The 16238-nt window shown below is 69.1% G+C and carries 16 protein-coding genes and 1 pseudogene; 8 read left to right on the forward strand and 9 right to left on the reverse strand.

Features of this window, described 5'->3' with window-relative positions:
* Nucleotides 1–121: 121 nt before the first annotated feature.
* A complete protein-coding gene (locus ACY0PA_RS38415; RefSeq protein ID WP_473081980.1) occupies nucleotides 122–1087 on the forward strand; it encodes a glycoside hydrolase family 6 protein in 966 nt (321 codons plus the stop codon).
* A gap of 188 nt (nucleotides 1088–1275) precedes the next feature.
* Here the strand turns inward: ACY0PA_RS38415 and ACY0PA_RS38420 are convergent, their stop codons facing one another.
* Both ACY0PA_RS38420 and ACY0PA_RS38425 read right to left on the reverse strand, forming a co-directional pair.
* On the reverse strand, nucleotides 1276–2364 hold the full coding sequence (locus tag ACY0PA_RS38420; RefSeq protein ID WP_473081981.1) for a hypothetical protein: 1089 nt from the start codon (nucleotides 2362–2364) through the stop codon (nucleotides 1276–1278).
* Nucleotides 2365–2510: 146 nt separating this feature from the next.
* Nucleotides 2511–3896 carry an alpha-amylase gene (locus ACY0PA_RS38425; RefSeq protein ID WP_473081982.1) on the reverse strand — a complete coding sequence of 462 codons (1386 nt, stop codon included), beginning with the start codon at nucleotides 3894–3896 and terminating at the stop codon, nucleotides 2511–2513.
* An 849-nt stretch (nucleotides 3897–4745) separates the two neighbouring features.
* Between ACY0PA_RS38425 and ACY0PA_RS38430 the strand changes: the two genes are divergently transcribed.
* Nucleotides 4746–5366, forward strand: coding sequence for an HAD-IA family hydrolase (locus tag ACY0PA_RS38430; RefSeq protein ID WP_473081983.1), 621 nt, complete (start codon nucleotides 4746–4748; stop codon nucleotides 5364–5366).
* Nucleotides 5367–5612: 246 nt separating this feature from the next.
* Here the strand turns inward: ACY0PA_RS38430 and ACY0PA_RS38435 are convergent, their stop codons facing one another.
* Nucleotides 5613–6050 (reverse strand): GNAT family N-acetyltransferase, encoded by a 438-nt coding sequence (locus tag ACY0PA_RS38435; protein ID WP_473081984.1) that lies wholly within the window; start codon nucleotides 6048–6050, stop codon nucleotides 5613–5615.
* A gap of 264 nt (nucleotides 6051–6314) precedes the next feature.
* Between ACY0PA_RS38435 and ACY0PA_RS38440 the strand changes: the two genes are divergently transcribed.
* On the forward strand, nucleotides 6315–6614 hold the full coding sequence (locus ACY0PA_RS38440) for a hypothetical protein (RefSeq protein ID WP_473081985.1): 300 nt from the start codon (nucleotides 6315–6317) through the stop codon (nucleotides 6612–6614).
* Here the strand turns inward: ACY0PA_RS38440 and ACY0PA_RS38445 are convergent.
* Nucleotides 6611–7168 carry a TetR/AcrR family transcriptional regulator gene (locus ACY0PA_RS38445; RefSeq protein ID WP_473081986.1) on the reverse strand — a complete coding sequence of 186 codons (558 nt, stop codon included), beginning with the start codon at nucleotides 7166–7168 and terminating at the stop codon, nucleotides 6611–6613. The genes ACY0PA_RS38440 and ACY0PA_RS38445 overlap by 4 nt on opposite strands.
* 102 nt (nucleotides 7169–7270) lie before the next feature.
* Between ACY0PA_RS38445 and ACY0PA_RS38450 the strand changes: the two genes are divergently transcribed.
* Complete coding sequence (locus ACY0PA_RS38450; RefSeq protein ID WP_473081987.1) at nucleotides 7271–8440, forward strand: MFS transporter; 1170 nt, start codon at nucleotides 7271–7273, stop codon at nucleotides 8438–8440.
* A 141-nt stretch (nucleotides 8441–8581) separates the two neighbouring features.
* Here ACY0PA_RS38450 and ACY0PA_RS38455 read toward each other — a convergent pair whose 3' ends face one another.
* Entirely contained in the window at nucleotides 8582–8710 is a 129-nt protein-coding gene (locus tag ACY0PA_RS38455) for a hypothetical protein (protein WP_473081988.1), read from the reverse strand.
* 20 nt (nucleotides 8711–8730) lie between these two features.
* On the opposite strand from ACY0PA_RS38455, the gene ACY0PA_RS38460 reads away from it, so the two are divergent.
* Complete coding sequence (locus ACY0PA_RS38460) at nucleotides 8731–9024, forward strand: hypothetical protein (RefSeq protein WP_473081989.1); 294 nt, start codon at nucleotides 8731–8733, stop codon at nucleotides 9022–9024.
* Between the two features lie 336 nt (nucleotides 9025–9360).
* Here the strand turns inward: ACY0PA_RS38460 and ACY0PA_RS38465 are convergent.
* The 4 genes and pseudogenes from ACY0PA_RS38465 to ACY0PA_RS38480 all read right to left on the reverse strand — a co-directional run.
* Nucleotides 9361–9816, reverse strand: a pseudogene (locus ACY0PA_RS38465) (NADPH-dependent F420 reductase); the annotation flags it as partial.
* Between the two features lie 71 nt (nucleotides 9817–9887).
* Complete coding sequence (locus ACY0PA_RS38470) at nucleotides 9888–10598, reverse strand: hypothetical protein (protein WP_473081990.1); 711 nt, start codon at nucleotides 10596–10598, stop codon at nucleotides 9888–9890.
* 179 nt (nucleotides 10599–10777) lie between these two features.
* Nucleotides 10778–11608 carry an SDR family NAD(P)-dependent oxidoreductase gene (locus ACY0PA_RS38475; protein WP_473081991.1) on the reverse strand — a complete coding sequence of 277 codons (831 nt, stop codon included), beginning with the start codon at nucleotides 11606–11608 and terminating at the stop codon, nucleotides 10778–10780.
* Nucleotides 11605–13086, reverse strand: coding sequence for a DHA2 family efflux MFS transporter permease subunit (locus ACY0PA_RS38480; protein WP_473081992.1), 1482 nt, complete (start codon nucleotides 13084–13086; stop codon nucleotides 11605–11607). Before ACY0PA_RS38480 ends, ACY0PA_RS38475 begins: the two co-directional genes overlap by 4 nt.
* Nucleotides 13087–13293: 207 nt before the next feature.
* Here ACY0PA_RS38480 and ACY0PA_RS38485 point away from each other — a divergent pair, with 207 nt between their 5' ends.
* The 3 genes from ACY0PA_RS38485 (at nucleotide 13294) to ACY0PA_RS38495 (ending at nucleotide 16204) form a co-directional block, all read left to right on the forward strand.
* The gene (locus ACY0PA_RS38485; protein ID WP_473086562.1) at nucleotides 13294–13998 is read left to right on the forward strand and encodes a TetR/AcrR family transcriptional regulator; all 705 of its coding nucleotides are present in this window, start codon (nucleotides 13294–13296) and stop codon (nucleotides 13996–13998) included.
* Nucleotides 13999–14133: 135 nt separating this feature from the next.
* On the forward strand, nucleotides 14134–14817 hold the full coding sequence (locus tag ACY0PA_RS38490) for a response regulator transcription factor (protein WP_473081993.1): 684 nt from the start codon (nucleotides 14134–14136) through the stop codon (nucleotides 14815–14817).
* Between the two features lie 160 nt (nucleotides 14818–14977).
* Complete coding sequence (locus ACY0PA_RS38495; RefSeq protein WP_473081994.1) at nucleotides 14978–16204, forward strand: cytochrome P450; 1227 nt, start codon at nucleotides 14978–14980, stop codon at nucleotides 16202–16204.
* Nucleotides 16205–16238 lie beyond the last annotated feature (34 nt).

Raw genomic sequence — 16238 nt, forward strand, 5'->3', positions numbered from 1 at the left:
TGTTCCAGACCAACTCGACCTGCTGACTGACCATGCAGTGGGGAGCGCTTCCTGTGGGAGCGCTCCCCACACTCACCGCCGACCATCCGACGCATCCCTGTCAGAAATCTGAGGTACCGTCATGCGCCGCAGACTGCTCACCCTGGTGGCAGCGCTCTCCTGGCTGCCGCTGGCGCTCGCCGCCGCACCGTCCGCCCACGCGGCGGACCCGACGACCATGACCAACGGGTTCTACGTGGACCCCGACTCCAGCGCGAAGCGGTGGGTCGCCGCCAACCCCGGTGACGGACGGGCACCCGCGATCAACGCCTCCATCGCCAACACCCCGACGGCCCGCTGGTTCGGCTCCTGGAGCGGCACCATCGGCACCGCCACCGGCGCGTACGTGGGCGCCGCGGACGCCCGGGACAAGCTGCCCGTCCTCGTCGCCTACAACATCTACAACCGCGACTACTGCGGCGGGCACTCCGCGGGCGGAGCCTCCTCGCCGTCCGCCTACACGGACTGGATCGCCCAGTTCGCGGGCGGGATCGCCGACCGCCCGGCGGTAGTCGTCCTCGAACCGGACTCCCTCGGGGACTACGACTGCATGACCCAGGACCAGATCGACGAACGCGAAGGCATGCTCACCGGCGCGCTCGCAGAGTTCAACCGCCAGGCTCCCAACACCTGGGTCTATCTCGACGCCGGCAACCCGGCCTGGACGAGCGCGGCGACCATGGCCCGGCGCCTCCACGAAGCCGGTCTCCGACAGGCCCACGGCTTCTCGCTCAACGTCTCCAACTACCTGACCACGGCCGAGAACACCGCGTACGGCAATGCCGTCAAGAGCGAACTCAACGCCCGGTACGGCTACACCAAGCCGTTTGTCGTGGACACCAGCCGCAACGGCAATGGTTCCAATGGCCAGTGGTGCAATCCCTCAGGCCGCCGAATCGGCACCCCCACTCAGCTGGGCGGAGGCGCCGAGATGCTCCTGTGGATCAAGGTCCCGGGTGAGTCCGACGGCGACTGCGGTGCCGGAACCGGCACCTCGGCAGGACAGTTCCTCCCCGAGCTCGCCTACAAGATGATCTACGGCTACTGATCCAGGTGCCGGATCGTGCCGTAATCGACCGTGGTTCTCCACCTTGACGGGAACGCCTGGGGCACGGCACCGCGAAGCGCGAGGGACCGTGACACTCGTACGGACGATGCCCACTTTTCGGAGCCCGCGGGATGTCCTGGGCGAACATCCCGCGGGCCTGCCGTAAGGGGGCCTGCGCCACGGCGGCGCTACTCGGCCGTGTGGCCCACCCGTGCGAACGGTTCGGTGAAGGTGTCGTAGTCCTCCTTCTCGGCCGAGGTGGACGTGTCCGCGCTGTACGGCTCGGTCGCGTTGTCGATCACCGTCGGGTCCTGCGGGAGTGCGCCGATGGCCGACTGGCCGAAGGTCGAGACGAGCATGACGCCCAGGCCCTGGCTCTCCAGGGTGTCCTGGGTGATCCCCAGCGTCGTGAGCGGGATGCCGATCTCGTACGTCGTGTCCTGCGCGCTGTCGTGTCCTGCCGCGAGGAGATCCTCGTAGAGGTCTTCGTTCTCGAGGTCCGCGGGTACGTAACCGGCGTTTCCGGTGTCGTTGATTCCGACGACCTCGGAGGCGGTGAGGCCGTCGGCGTACGCGTAGGTGATGCCGCTCGCCGCGAAGCCGTGGACGTTCTCCGTCTCGTAGTCGAAGGCGCCCTCCGAGTTCAGGGTGAACAGCGCGGGTTGGCCCACCCCCGGTTTGCTGGAGAACATGGCCAGATGGTCGACCTCGGCGTTGCCGAACGTGTCGCGTATGCCCCAGACCCCGTCCGGGGCGTCGGCCTCGACGACTCCGTCGCTGCCCGCCGCGGGGTCCACGTCCAGGGCGATGGACATCGGGATGTCGGCGTTGTACGGCTTGCCGTTGTCGCTGGTCGGGTACCCCTGGGCGGGGTCGGTCACGTCCGTGACGTTGGTGAACTGCCACATCAGGTAGAGGTTCTCGTCGTCCCACGCGGCGGACAGCGAGTACAGGTCGTAGACCGGTCCCTCGTGACTGCCCCGGAAGATCCGCGGATCGTCGTTGGCCACGCCCTGCGCGACGATCAGATTCTGCGCCCACTCCGTGGCGTCCCCGTCGACGGTGATGGCCGCGGCCGCTCCCAGTTGGCCGCTCGGGTTGGTCGCGTAGTACGAACTCGGGGCCGCTGAAGTTGAAGCCGTTGCCGCGGGGTCCGCGGCGCTCGCGTACCCGGGGGCGAGGACGAGGGCGGCGCCGAGACAGCCGGCCGCGAGCGTCAGCGTGGCTGTACGGGGGCGAACTCGGAGGTGGGGGTGGGGCGTTGGGGGTGCTCGCATGAAGATTGATCCCTTCCTGGTGCGCATTACCGGCGAGGAACGCGCCACCCGCGACCGGGACTTGCGCAAGAATCGGAAATGTCTTGCTGATGCCGGGCCCCGTTGGGGGGAGGCTCGCCGGGCCCGGCATCAACGCGGGGGGCCGGTCAGCCGGCCTGCGCCCCGGTGTGCAGCGCCAGCGCGCTGCGGGCGGGCAGGGTGGTCTCGATCTTCCCGTCGTCTCCGACGGTGACCGTGTTGCCGTCGCAGCTGTCCGCAGGGGCCGCGGCGACATTGCAGTACGTACCGCCGGGCAGGGAAGTCGCGAACGTCTGGGCCAGTTCGCCGTCGCCGTTGTTGAGGGCGACGAACCCTGCCTGGCCACGGCCGAAGGCGATGGCGCTGCCGCCGTTGTCCCACCAGTCGGTCAGCTCCGCGGAGCCCACCTCGTTGCGGAACCCGACAAGGCCGGTGATCGCCTGCTCGGCGTGCATGTCGGTCCAGCCGTCGGTGCCGCTGGGCGGCCCCGCGTCCGTGTCGGAGAACTCGTAGCCGGAGTACACGTTCGGCGAGCCGTAGGGCGAGGCGAGCATGAAGACGTTGGCGAGTGTGTAGAGGTCGCCGTCCTTGTAGGTGAGCGTCGAGCCGTTGCGCTCGGTGTCCCAGTTGTCGACGAACGTACGGGCCGATCCGCTGCTCAGCTTGCCGTCCGCGATCGACTCCAACTGGGCGATGTCGCCGCCCTGGAAGGCGCTCTTGAGGTGCCCGCCGTAACGGAACTCGTCGACGTCGCCGATGCCGGTGTACTCGTCGGGCTGAACGGCCTCGCCGCCGCCGTAGATGACCTCCGACACCCAGAAGCCGGGGTCGCTCATCTTGCCCTTGATGGCGGCGATGTCGTCGGCCGCCATGTGCTTGGCGCCGTCGATACGGAAGCCGTCCACGCCCAGCGACCGCAGATCGCTGAGATAGGCGGCGATGGTGGTGCGTACCGAGTCGCTGCCGGTGTCGAGGTCGGCCAGGCCCACCAGTTCGCAGTTCTGGACGTTGTCACGGCTGGTGTAGTCACTGATGCTGGTGCGGCAGGTGTGGAAGTCCGCGTCCTGGAAGTAGCCCGGGTAGTTGTACTTGGTGTACTCCGTGCCGCCCGTGCCCGTGCCCGTCCCCGAGCCGGCCGACATGTGGTTGATGACGGCGTCCGCGATGACCTGGACGCCCGCCGCGTGGCAGGCGTCGACCATGGCGGCGAACGCGTCGCGGTCGCCGAGTCGGCCCGCGATCTGGTAGCTGACGGGCTGGTACGAGGTCCACCACTGGTCGCCCTGGATGTGCTCGGAGGCGGGCGACACCTCGACATAGCCGTAACCGGCCGGGCCGAGCTGGTCGGTGCAGGCCGTGGCCACATCGGCGTACTGCCGCTCGAACATGGTGACGGTGACGGCCTTCTCGCCGGGCGGTGTCGCCTGCGACTGCGCGGGCGCGAACGTGGCGAGGCCGGCCGCGGTCAGAACTCCGGCCAACGTCCCGCCCAGTAAACGGAATCGGTGTTGCATGGTGCGGCTCCTTCGGCATTTGGGCACCTCTGCGCCCAAGAAGGCAGCTACTCGTGGGGGGGAAAGCTGCCGTGGGGGGATTCCGCGTCGGAGCCTGCCGTCCATCCATGTACGCGTCAAGACTTCCTGCAAGAGTTTTCAATTTCTTGCGCAAGGCTGTGCCGGAGCTGTGTTGCGGCAGCGGCCTTTGCACAGGCGACTTGACTGAAGCTGCTCGCAAGTCGGTCGGTGACGGCGCAGATCACGTGGTTTACCCCACTGAGAGGCCGGATGTGCCGCAGCCGCACCTCGTAGTCGTGGGCCTCGTGCGTGCAGCTCGGCGCGTGGTGGCAGCAGTCCGGCCGCGTGGCGACGAAAGGTGCGTGCGTGAGGGGGCGCCGGGGCGCGGCAGGCTCCCCTTCGGGTGCGTCCTTCCCGCGCTGCCCGACGAGACGACGTGAGCTGTACTTCCCCGTCCTCGAAGTGCTGTTCCGCGGTCCGCGGAAAGTCCTCGACAACGTGTCCGGCGGTCAGCGTCGGTCGGACATGACTCCTGGCCGCGGGAGCGGCCTTTCTTGGTGTGCTCACGGTAATCCTGACAAACCTCAAAGTGGTTCGACGTCGGCGGCGAGTAGCGGCAAGCGGCCTGTCACGTTGATTGGCTTGCCTGTCAATCAAGCTGGTGGGCCCAAAGGTGGCCAACGGTCGTTGCTTCGCTACTGGCGTTCGTCCTCATCAGGGCAGAACTCCCCGAGCCTGCGGCCGTCGTCATTGCCGCACACCAGCCTCAACCGGCTGCTGGAGACAACGCATAGAGCGTTCACCGATCCCGGAGCGGTTCCAGCCGCGTAAGAGACCATGACCCGAGAGATGACGACCGCCGCCAGTGCCGCCCCGGCGATCCTGATCGATATCGGCGGGGTACTCGTCCCGGACCACTTGACCACAGCCGCCGCCGAGTGGAGCAACCGGCTCGGCGTTTCTCAACGCGCCTTCATGGCTGCTCTGTTCGGTGGGCATGACGATCAGGTACTCATTGGCCGTACCAGCGAAGCGGCCTGGTGGAGGATCGTCCAAGCCCGGCTCCGGATCAGCCGGGATCTGATGGCGGAGATCCGCTGCGACCTGGCGACCAGGGAGACCTGGGACAACGCCCTCGTGACGTGCCTGCGCCGCCTCCGTGGTTCGGCGAAGACCGCCATCGTCAGCAACACATGGCCGCAGATGCGCACCAGAATGGCGAACGCCGGGCTTCTGGACATCGTGGACGCCATTGTGCTGTCCTGCGAAGTTGGATGCGCCAAACCCGACGCTCGCATCTACGCGGCCGCGCTCCACCTCATCGATGCCGACCCCACCGGCGCCCTGTTCATCGACGACACCCCGGGCCACGTCTCCGCGGCCCGATCACTCGGCATGACCGGTCACGTCCATACGAATACTGAGGACACCCTCATCCGAATCGAGGGTTTCCTGCGGCTTCCGGACTGAGAACGACACGCGCCCACGCGGCTTCATCGGCCCCCGCCAACGCAGATCTTGGTCCACAAGTCTCTCTATTGCTCATCGCCGCGGCCCTGCTGCTGCACTGGTCCACCTGGCGCAGACACCACCAGGCAACAGCCCGACGCAGCCACTGCCGACGACGCTCCGTCGGCGAACCCACCGGATAGAAAGAGTGGTCAGGACGCTGAGGCGGTATATGGAGACATCCGCGCTACCACTTCTCCGGACGTCCTACCGGTCGATCGGGAAGCGGTAGACCGTCGAATGCCGGGCCTGGAAGCCGAGCCCTTCATAGAGGCGGTTTGCTGCCGCACGATCCGGCCGGGATGTGAGATCAATCGTCCGGGCGCCTGCCTCACTGGCAATCCGCAAGGCCTCCTGCATGAGGAGGCCCGCGATTCCCCGGCCGCGCGCGTCACTGTGAACGACCACGTCTTCGATACGGGCCCGCAGTCCGGACGGCAACGGCAACAGCACCAGAGTCAAGGTGCCGACGATCGCATCGGACGCCCGAGCGACGAGCACCGTGTTCGCATCCCACGTCACCATCCGCTCGACCGCTTCGTAGTCGAGGGGCTTCGCCGTCGAAGACAGCTGCGGCAGCAGTCGACTGAAGGCGTCGACGAGTTCGTGACTCGCTTCCCGGGCGATCTCTACATGGACGTCCATGTAGAGATCCTATTCATCGCCCGGGTACACGTCGGGCTCGAATTTGGGCGGCTACTCCTCGGTGGCCTCCGGCGCAGGGGCGATACCCGTGGGGCACGACGCCCCCCAGTTCGTCTCGAACGGGGTACTTAGCTTGACCCTCGTCCCCTGCTGCACTACAAGGGCCAGGGCGCCGTCGAGCGCCGATACAGCCACGTCAAGGGCCCCTTCGCGATCGCGCCGAGGTTCCTGCAGAACAACCGCCGCATCGCCGCCCTGATCGCCGTGATCTGCCTGGCCCTGCTGGTCTTCTCCCTGATCGAGCGCCAGGTCCGCCAGGCCCTGGGCGGCCAGCGCACCATGCGCGGACTCCAGCCCGGCAGCAACCAGGCCCTGCGGCCCGCCGGCGAACTGATCCTGACCGCCCTGTCCGACCTACGGATGCGCAGCGGCACCGCCACCAGCCCACCGGTCGTCCTGGTCACCGAGGGCATCCAAGCCCGACTCCTCGACATACTCGAAGTCGACCCAACCCGCCCCCGCTGGCTCGACACACGTTTCCCCATGTGCGAAGGACACTGCTAGGCCATCGCGAGTACGTCGTGGACCAGTCGATCCGCGTAGTCCCGGTCGGCGGCGAGGCCGAAGACGACGTGGTGGTACATCGGTGCGATCACATGATCGAGGACCTGTTGCTCGGTCGGCGCCCGCTCCCCGCGCGCCCTTGCCCGGTCCAGCATCGCCTGGGCCTGCGTGCGGCGCTGCTCCCAGCACGGGCAGGTGATCACCTCGTCCCGGGCGGCGGTCATGGCGCGCAGATAGCGGGTCCGGCGCGGTTGGGTGATGTCGTCGATCACGATCCGGGCCCACGCCGACAGGTCACCGCGCAATGACCCGGTGTCGGGCAGTTCGTCGCCGTCCTTGGTGAGCGCGGCGACAGCGACCTCCTCCAGCAGCGTGTCCAGGTCGCCCCAGCGGCGATAGATGCTGGTCGGATTGACGCCTGCCCGGTTGGCCAGCAGGGGGATGGTGATGCGGTCCGCCTTGCCCTCGCCCATGAGCTGGCCGACGGCGGTGTAGACGGCGTCCCGGACCTTCGCGCTGCGCCCGCCCGGCCGCCGGGCTGGTGTGGTCGACATACGTCCATTATTGCAGAAGCCTTTGCTTTAAGGCCCGCCCCCGCGTACCGTTAGCTAAAGCAGCAGTCTTTGCTTTAATTGATGTGGGGGTACTCCATGCTGATGGCTCCGGCCACCCGGCGCATGTCGTCCGGGCTGGCCACCGTCCTGCCCGCGGCGACCATGCTGACGTTTCTCGCCGCGTCCAGCGCGCCGACCCCGCTCTACCGCGTCTACCAGGCGCGCTGGGCGTTCTCCTCGGGCATGCTGACGGTGATCTTCGGCGTCTACGCGGTGTGCCTGTTGCTGGCGCTGCTGACCGTCGGATCGCTCTCCGACCACGTGGGACGCCGCCCGGTGATTCTCGGCGCCATCGCGCTCGACGCGGTGGCCATGGTGGTGTTCACCGCCGCGGACGGCGTTCCGTTGCTGATCGCGGCGCGCATGGTGCAGGGCATCGCGACCGGCGCGGCAACCGGCGCGCTGGCCGCCGCGATCCTGGATGCGGAGCGACCACACGGCCCGATCGTGAACAGCGTCGCTCCGGTGGCGGGTCTCGCCGTCGGCGGACTTGGAGCCGCGGTGCTCGTCCAGTTCCTGCCGTGGCCGCGCCAGAGCGTGTACCTGGTGCTGATCGTGTTGTTCGCCCTCGAAGCGATCGGCGCGATCGTGGGGAGCGAGACCTCGCCGATGATGCCCGGCGCGCGGCAGGCGATCCGGCCGCATGTCGGCGTCCCGGCCGCGGCGCGCTCCGCGTTCGCCGCCATCGCGATGCTGGACATCGCGGCGTGGGCGCTGGGCGGCTTCTACCTCTCGCTCGGCCCGAGCCTGGTCCGTGTAGTCACCGGCTCGGACTCGATCCTGCGCGGCGGGTTGCTGGTGTTCGCCCTGGCCGGGGCGGGTGCGGCGGCGATCTGGCTGCTGCGCACGGTCGCGGCGGGCCGGGTGATGCGCTTCGGCGCGGCCGCGCTGGCCATCGGGGTCGCGGTGACCATCGCGGCCGCCCAGGCCGGCTCGCAGACGCTGCTGTTCGTGGGCACGGTGATCGCCGGGACCGGCTTCGGTGCGAGCTTTCAGGGCGTCACCCGCACCGTCTTCCCGCTCGCACCGGCCACCGAACGCGGCAAGCTCGTCGCCGCGTTCTACGTGCTCAGCTACCTCGCGTTCTGCATCCCGGCCGTCGCGGCGGGCGTCATCGCGACCAGCGTCAGCCTGCTGACCACCGCGACCGGCTACGGCGTCGTCCTGATCGCGCTCGCGCTCACGGCGCTGATTCCCCGGCGTTCGCGGTGAAGAAGGCGAAAGAAGAAAGGTGAAGAAGGGCGCGGGCCTACGGCCAGGACACCACGCACGCGCGGTCGTTCACCTCGATGCCCCGCCGTGCGGCGCGCCGGCTCGCCGCAACCGCCCCACGGGCCCCACCGACGACCACCCCTACGTCAAACTGGTCGCGCTGTGCTGCTCGGCGGACGTCGGCGAGTCCGTGATCACCGTGTCGAGCACCGTACCGACGCACTCGACCCGGATCGCGCCCGATTCTTCACCCGCCTCCTGCACACGCACGGCCTCGACGAGGCCGCCACGTGAAGTTCGACCACGTGGCGATGAAGCCGACCCACCCGGCGCTCACTACCGAGCAGCAGCAGCCTGTATGTGAACTCCTGGAGCAAATCGAGGAGTTGAACCGCACGTCGGCCGCCACCTTCGAGGCGCGCACCCGGCAGCTGCTCGACCCGTTCCTGCTGGCCGTCGGCCTGCTCATGCTCGTCGGAGTCCAGCAGGCACTGGGCGAGTCCCGCGTCCTCGCCGGCCATGTGCCGCTCGGCACGGCCATCTTCGGTATCGGCGCCGCCTTGACGTACTGGTCCTTCTCGTAGGCCCATCAGGGAGACCCCAAGTGACGTCACGGCGCTGGGGGTTGGGCCTGATGGCGGGCGGCGCGGCGGGTCTCGCGGTGCCCGCGGGCGCGGCCGCGTACGCCCACTGGACCGGCGAGAGCACCGGCCGACTGCTGACCAGCCGGATCGCCCTGCCGAAGCCTTTCACGGTCCCGCTGCCGACCCCGCCCCGCGCCCGCCCGGCGCGCAGCACCCGCACCGCCGACCACTACGAGCTGACACAGCGCGAGGCCGCGGTGGAGATCCTGCCCGGCACGAGGACGACCAATCTGGGGCTACGGCGGGACCTTCCCCGGCCCCACGGTCGCCGCCCGCTCAGAACTCCTGACGAAAAGCTTTCTCGGTGTCTTCTGGTTCCTCGTGCCTCGGTCCGGCGGCATAGGCAAGCGGGGGTGCGATTGCTTGGGCATCGGCCCCCTCGCCGATCCACAGCCCGATGAAGAGCGCGGCGGTCGCTTCCAGGAGTCCCGCTCGTTCGAGACCGCCGCCGGCCACGGGCTCGCAGCCGGCATGCCGCACCAACTGGTGTACAAGCGCGAGGGTCGTTTCGTCGTCTCCGCAGACCGGAACGGCCAGTGGCCGCCCGTCGAAGATGGGCGGCGACATGCGCCACACGTCCTCATGGCAGAGATTGAACGCCTTGACCACATGAGTTCCCGGTGCCGCCGCGGCCAATTGCTGTGCGGCCGAGAGGCCGCTCTGCGTCAGCAGCAGGAAGCCCGGACCAACGGGATTGGAACAGTCGATCAACACCTTGCCGTCCAGGACCGCGTGGCGGCGGGCACGGCCCCATGGCGAACGCGCTCGGCGGGTGGCATTGCCGAGCCGCCGCCCTCACCACCTCAACGTACATACGTCCCGAAGTGTCGATACAGCCTCCCCGTGCCCCCGAACTCCTTGAGCACCGGCGCCCAGACCGCCTCGATGTGGGCGACCGCCTGGTCCTCTGTGAGCCACTCGGAGAAGCTCAGCACCTTTGTGCCGTCCATGCTGATGTGAAGATGCGCGGCCACCGCACCCGGGTAGGCGCGGTCCTCGCCCTCCGCGCGTTCCTCCGATGCGAGCAGACCGTCGAGCCAGGTGCGGGCCGCGTCCTCGTCCGCGGTGTCGAAGAACGCGACGGGGAACGACTCGGGTACGGGGGCCGGTTCGGTCAGCGCGGTGCCCCGCACCGTGCGGTAGTGGCGGAAGGGCGTCACCGTTGCCTCTCCCGATCCGACGGCTCCGTCATCGGCGCCGAGTTCGACGCCGATCGGCCACGGAGCCTCGTCCAGGTCCAGGTCCAGGTCCAGGTCCAGGTCCTGTTCCGATGACCATTGCGTGTAGATCAGGACCGTGTCGCCCTGGCTGTCGAGGTAGACCGTCAGGGATGTCAGGCCCCGCGGCCAGGCGTCGGTGTCCTCCCCGTGGCGGGCCACCGCCTCCGCCACGGCCCGCTGTCGCTCGGGTCCGGCGACGGGCACGGTAGTGACGAGCGCGACCGCGCTGTCGGGGCTGTCAAGGACGGGCCGGGCAGCGGCAGCGGCAGTGGTGGGCGACGACGGGTGCGGCATCGGGAATCTGTCTCCTCAGTGCGAGCGAGGCGGAGGGTGGGGTGCGCGACGGATCAAGTCTCCGTGGTCGGACGGTCGCACCCCAAGGGCCGCTGTTTCAGGATTCCGTAAGATCCTCGGAAGCTTCGAAAGGTCTTCGGCAGGATGGCGGCAGGTCTGAGGAAGGCGTCCGGGGGGCGTCAACTCCTCTTCAGGTACTGCTCGGTGAGCGACTCCAGACGGGCGGCCGCCGCGCCGTCGAAGCCGCGCGAGCCGACCCCGATCCGGTGGCCCTCCACGAAGGCGCTCAGTGGTTCGGTGGGCGGGTCGTCGAGGGCGGCGACGATCGGCGGCAGCGCTGCCGAGACGGGTTTCGCGTGGCGCTGCATCGACTTGATGTGCTCCAGCGTCGCGGCGTCGTACTCGCCGGAGAAGCCGGTCGCCGTGACCCCGGGGTGGATGAGCACGTACCGGATGCCGGTGGTGGCGCCGTACCGGTCCGCGAACGCCACCCCCAGCAGGTCGTTGAGCTTTCCGCCCTGGCCGAGCGCGACACCCCCGTGGTAGTCGTGCCGCAATTGCAGGTCGTCCCAGCGCACCACGCCCAGGTCGGCGCCCGGGCCCGCGACGTTCACGACGACGGGCCGCTCGGCCTTGCGCAGCGGCTCCACCAGTCGGTGCCCGAGGAGGTACCGGCTCAGGTAGAAGAGGGCGAAGTTCTCCTCGTACCCTTCCGAGGTCAGGGTGCGGCTCGACCGGTAGTGGCGCGCGCAGAGCACCAGCGCGTCGACCGAGGGTGCCTGGCGCGTGATCTCGTCGATCGCCGCGGAGGTCTGTGCCAGCAGGCTCAGGTCGGCCGTGACGAATCGCGCCCGGTCGCCGACACCGCGCCTGCCGGCCCACTCCAGGTATTCCTCGCCCTTGGCCGGGTCGCGACCGATGACGAAGACTGTGTTGCCCTGCTCCAAGTACCGTTCGGCCAGGGCTTTTCCGATGCCGTCCGTGCCGCCTGCGATGACCAAAGTGCTCACTGCTTCTCTCCTTGCGTCGCCACGGTGGGCCTGGCTTCGTCCGCGTCCTGTACGTCGCCGGGGTGGGAGGCCTGCTTCGCGCGGATCGGCGCCGGGCGGCCGGGCAGTTGCGTGGAGGCGGCCAGGGTCACGACGAGCGCGATGGTCACCGTCCAGGCCGCCGCGTGGAATCCGCGCACGGCGTCGCCGTCACCGCCGGTCTGCACGACGAGCGCGACGGTCGCGATGCCGATCGAGGCGCCGAGCTGGTTGAGCATGTAGAGGACTGAACTGCCCTGTGGCACCAAGGCGGTTGGGAGCGTTCGGTAGAGGGAGGCGATCGTCGGGGCGCCGACCGAGCCGAGCCCGAGGCCCAACGTGAATGCCGCGAGGGCCGTCAGCGCCTCGGGCGTGTGCGCACCGGCCCGGGTGAAGGCGAAGGCGCTCAGGGCGGCCACGCCGGCGCCCGTCAGGACCAGCGAGCGCGACCCGAGACGGTCGGACAGCCGGCCGGTGAGCGGCATGGAGATGGCCGAGCCGACGCCGAGCGGGGCGAGCAGCAGGGCCGCCGCGAACGTGCCGTGCCCGCGGGCCTGTTGGTAGTACAGCGGCAGTGCGAAGAGGCTGGCGAAGGTGGCGAGCCCGACGAGCGCGCCGACCGTGACGCTCGCCGAGAAGCTGCGCCGGGTGAACAGGCGCAGGTCGATGAGGGGAGCCGTGCGCCGGTTGCCGAGGGCGTGCACCGCGTACCCGGCGAGCAGCAGGGCCGCCGCGGCGAGCGGGACGAGGACCTGCCACACGGCGAACGCCGCGCGCTCGGCGGTCTGCGAGAGGGCGAGGACACCGGCGGCGACGCCGGGGCCGATGAGGGCGAGTCCGGTGACGTCGAGGCGTTCGGTCCCGTCCGTGGTGTCCGGCGCGTCCTTCGGTACGACCCGCAGGGCGAGCACGAGGGCGACGATGCCGATCGGGATGTTGACCAGGAACATCCAGCGCCAGGCCAGGCCTTGCAGGATGATGCCGCCGACGACGGGGCCGAGCACGGGACCGCTGGAGCCGACCACGCCCATGAGGCCCATGACGCGTCCGGCCCGCTCCGGGCCCGACGCGCGGGCGAGCAGCGTGAGCATCAGCGGGTCGAGCAGTCCCGCTCCCAGGCCCTGGACGACTCGGAAGACGATGAGGCTCGGCGCGTCCCAGGCGAGGCCCGAACCGATCGACCCGGCGAGGAAGACGACGAGGCCGAGCAGCCACAGGCGCCGGCCGCCGAACCGGTCGACGGCCCAGGTGGTGACGGGGATGGAGACGGTAAGGGCCAGTAAGTAGCTGGTGGAGACCCAGCTGATCGTGGCCAGCGATGTGCCCAGGTCCCGGGCCAGGGTGTCGGCGGCGACGGCGATCATCGAGCCGTCGAGGATCCCCATGATCCCGCCCAGCAGGATGACGCCGATCAGTCGCCGCAGCGCGGGATCGAGGCGTCCGTCGGGTGATTGCGCCATGAAACCTCTCCGAAGGGTCGAGCGGTGAGCGGTGGCCGTCATGCCTGCCCGGACGAGCCCTGGGCAAGTCGGCGGCCAAACTGCACTGGCTGGTGCACTTTAGGGCCCTCTCCGGTTCGATTGCAATGAAGCGACTCATGAATTGCACTTGTTGGTGCAGTCTTCGGGCCGTCCCAGTACTATGGCCAGGTGACCGGAACGAGGGCAGTGACCAAGGCGACCGAAGCGACCAAGGCGGCGAAGCCGTCCGGGCGGGCGACGTCCCGCGGTCGTATCGACAAGCGGGAGGCGATCCTTGGCGCCGCGTTCACGGTGTTCGCCCACCGGGGCTACGCGCGTGCGTGCATGGAGGAGATCGCCGAGGTGGCGGGCGTCGCGAAGCACACCGTCTACAACCACCTCGGCGACAAGGAGAACGTCTTCCGCAGCGCCCTGGAGGCTGCCGCGGACACCGTCATGGCCGAAAACCTCGCTGTGGTCGAGCGGTTGACCGCGGAGGGACCGACCGCGGACGGGAGCGGCGGTCCGTTCGGGCCCGACCAGTTGCGCGAGACGCTGGAGGATGTCGCCCACCGCCTGCTCCTGCAGTGTTGCGACGACCGCTCATGGTCGCTGCGGCGCCTGCTGTACGCGGAGATCGCCCAGTTCCCCGATCTGCTCGAGGTCGTCTGGGGGCGCGGCGCCTGCCGCCTCAAGCAGTCCCTCGCCGACCGGCTCGCCCGCCTGTCCCTCGCCGGGCATCTGCGTTCGTGCGATCCCGCCGAGGCGGCGGAACAGCTGCTCGCGCTCCTGACCGGCCCCATGGAAGCGCGCTCGCGCCTGGGCACCCACCGGGTGACCGAGACCGAACTGCGGGCCGTGGGCGGCTCCGCCGTACGCACCTTCCTCGCGGCGTACGGGCCAACCGCCTGAACTCGCCCTGCGTGCACGGTGTTTGTGAACGCGAGTGAACGCTCCTTTAAAGACAGCCGTCGCACCCTGCCGCGTCCCGGTTTTCGGTGAATCATCAATCAGGCTCAACACGAGCGAGTCGAGCAGGGAGGCGTCGTGCACGTCTTGATGGTGGGGACCCCGGCGGACGGCTCCGGCTCGCCGGCCGCGCGCCTCGAACGGCTCGGCCACGACATCACCTGTGTCGCGACGGGCGGCGAGGCCCTCGGCGTGTACCAGGACGCGGACCTCGTCCTGCTCGACCTGGACCTGCCGGACCTCGACGGCCTGGAGGTGTGCCGGCGGATCCGTGCCTTCACCCGGATCCCGGTGATCGCGTTCACCGACAGCGGCACCGAGCTGGACCGGGTCCTTGGACTACGGGCCGGTGCCGACGACTGCCTCGACAAGCCTTATGAATTCCGGGAATTGGTCGCCCGCATCGAGGCCGTGACCCGCCGAATGCGTCCACGGGAGGTGGCACGGGAATCCCTGACCGTGGTCACCATAGGCGGCCTTCGCGTCGATGCGGCCTCTCGCGAAGTGCTGGTGCGCGGGCAGCCGGTCGATCTGACGCGCAAGGAATTCGACCTCCTCTACTATCTCGCCCGGCACTCCGAGAAGGTGGTCAGCCGGCAGCGCCTGATGAAGGAGATATGGGGTGACCCGCGCTCGCAGGAGATCGGCTCACGCGCCAGCCGTACCGTCGACACCCATGTCAGCTCGCTGCGCGGCAAGTTGGGCGACAGTGCCTGGATCCGAACGGTGCGCGGGGTCGGCTTCCGGCTCGGGCACGGGTGAACGGCCCCCCGCGCGTTTCCGCAATTCCATGTCTGTTGCCTGACCGATTTCTTGACAGTGAATTGTGAATAAGTGGTTGTTCCTCTGACGATCGGCCGGTCCCATTCCGTCTAGAGTCGAGAGACCAGCGTCCGCTCAATTCAGCGACGGAGACCGTCAGATGACGTCCACTGATTCCCGTTCGTCGGCCCGTTCCTCCTGCCCCTTTCTCGCCTCGGACTTCACCTCGCAGCGCCTTGACCTCGACCCGGTGTACACACAGCTGCGGCGCACCGAGCCGGTCAGCCGCGTCACCATGCCGCACGGCGGCGACGCCTGGCTGGTGACCCGCTACGACGACGTCCGCGCGGCACTGTCGGATCCGCGGCTGAGCCGGGCCGCCGCCGTCGGCAAGGACGTGCCCCGCTCCAGCCCGCTCATCCAGCACCCCGAGTCGCTGCTCAGCATGGACCCGCCGGAGCACACCCGGCTGCGACGGCTGGCCGCCAAGGCGTTCACTGTGCGGCAGGTCGACTCCGTACGCCCCCGGGTTCAGGCGATCGTCGACGGTCTCGTCGACCGCCTGGTGGAGACCGGAGCGCCGGGCGACCTGGCCGGCGGACTCGCCTGGCCGATGGGGATCACGGTGATCTGCGAGACGTTCGGTATTCCGGAGGAGGATCGGGCCGACTTCCGGTCCTGGACCGACCGGATGATGGCGCTCACCGTGGCCGATCCGACCGCGATCCAGGACGCGCGGGCCAGTCTCGACGCGTATCTGCGCGAGCTGATAGCCCGGCGCATCGCCGCGCCGGGCGACGATCTGCTCAGCCGCCTGGTCACGGCGCGCGAGGGAGAGGACCAGCTCACCGAGGACGAACTGGCCATCTTCGCCGTGGACTTGCTCACGGCAGGCCACGAGACCACGGCCAACCAGACGAGCAACTTCCTGTTCACGCTGCTGTCCAGGCCCACGCTGTGGGACAGCCTGGTCAAGGACCCGGAGCTGGTGCCCGCAGCCGTGGAGGAACTGCTGCGCATCACACCGCTCGCCACCAGTGTCGCCCCGTTCTCGCGGATCGCCGTCGAGGACTTCGAGTTCGGCGGGGAGCTGATCCGCTCCGGTGACGCCGTCGTCGCGCAGAACGACTCCGCCAACCGCGACGAGAGCATCTTCGAGCGGCCTGAGGAGATCGACTTCACCCGCGACCACAACCCGCACCTCGCCTTCGGACACGGCGCCCACCACTGCCCCGCGGCACCGCTCGCACGCCTCGAACTGCGCATCGCCATCAGCACGTTGGTCCGCAGGCTGCCCGGACTGCGCCTCGCGGTGCCGGTCGACGAGGTGGTGTGGCAGCGCAACCGCGTGATGCGCGGCGTGAAGGAACTGCCCGTGACGTGGTGACCCCGGCGCAGGGAAAACGACGGCGCGGTGCCCC

The sequence above is a fragment of the Streptomyces sp. DS1-CR2 genome (assembly GCF_055760475.1).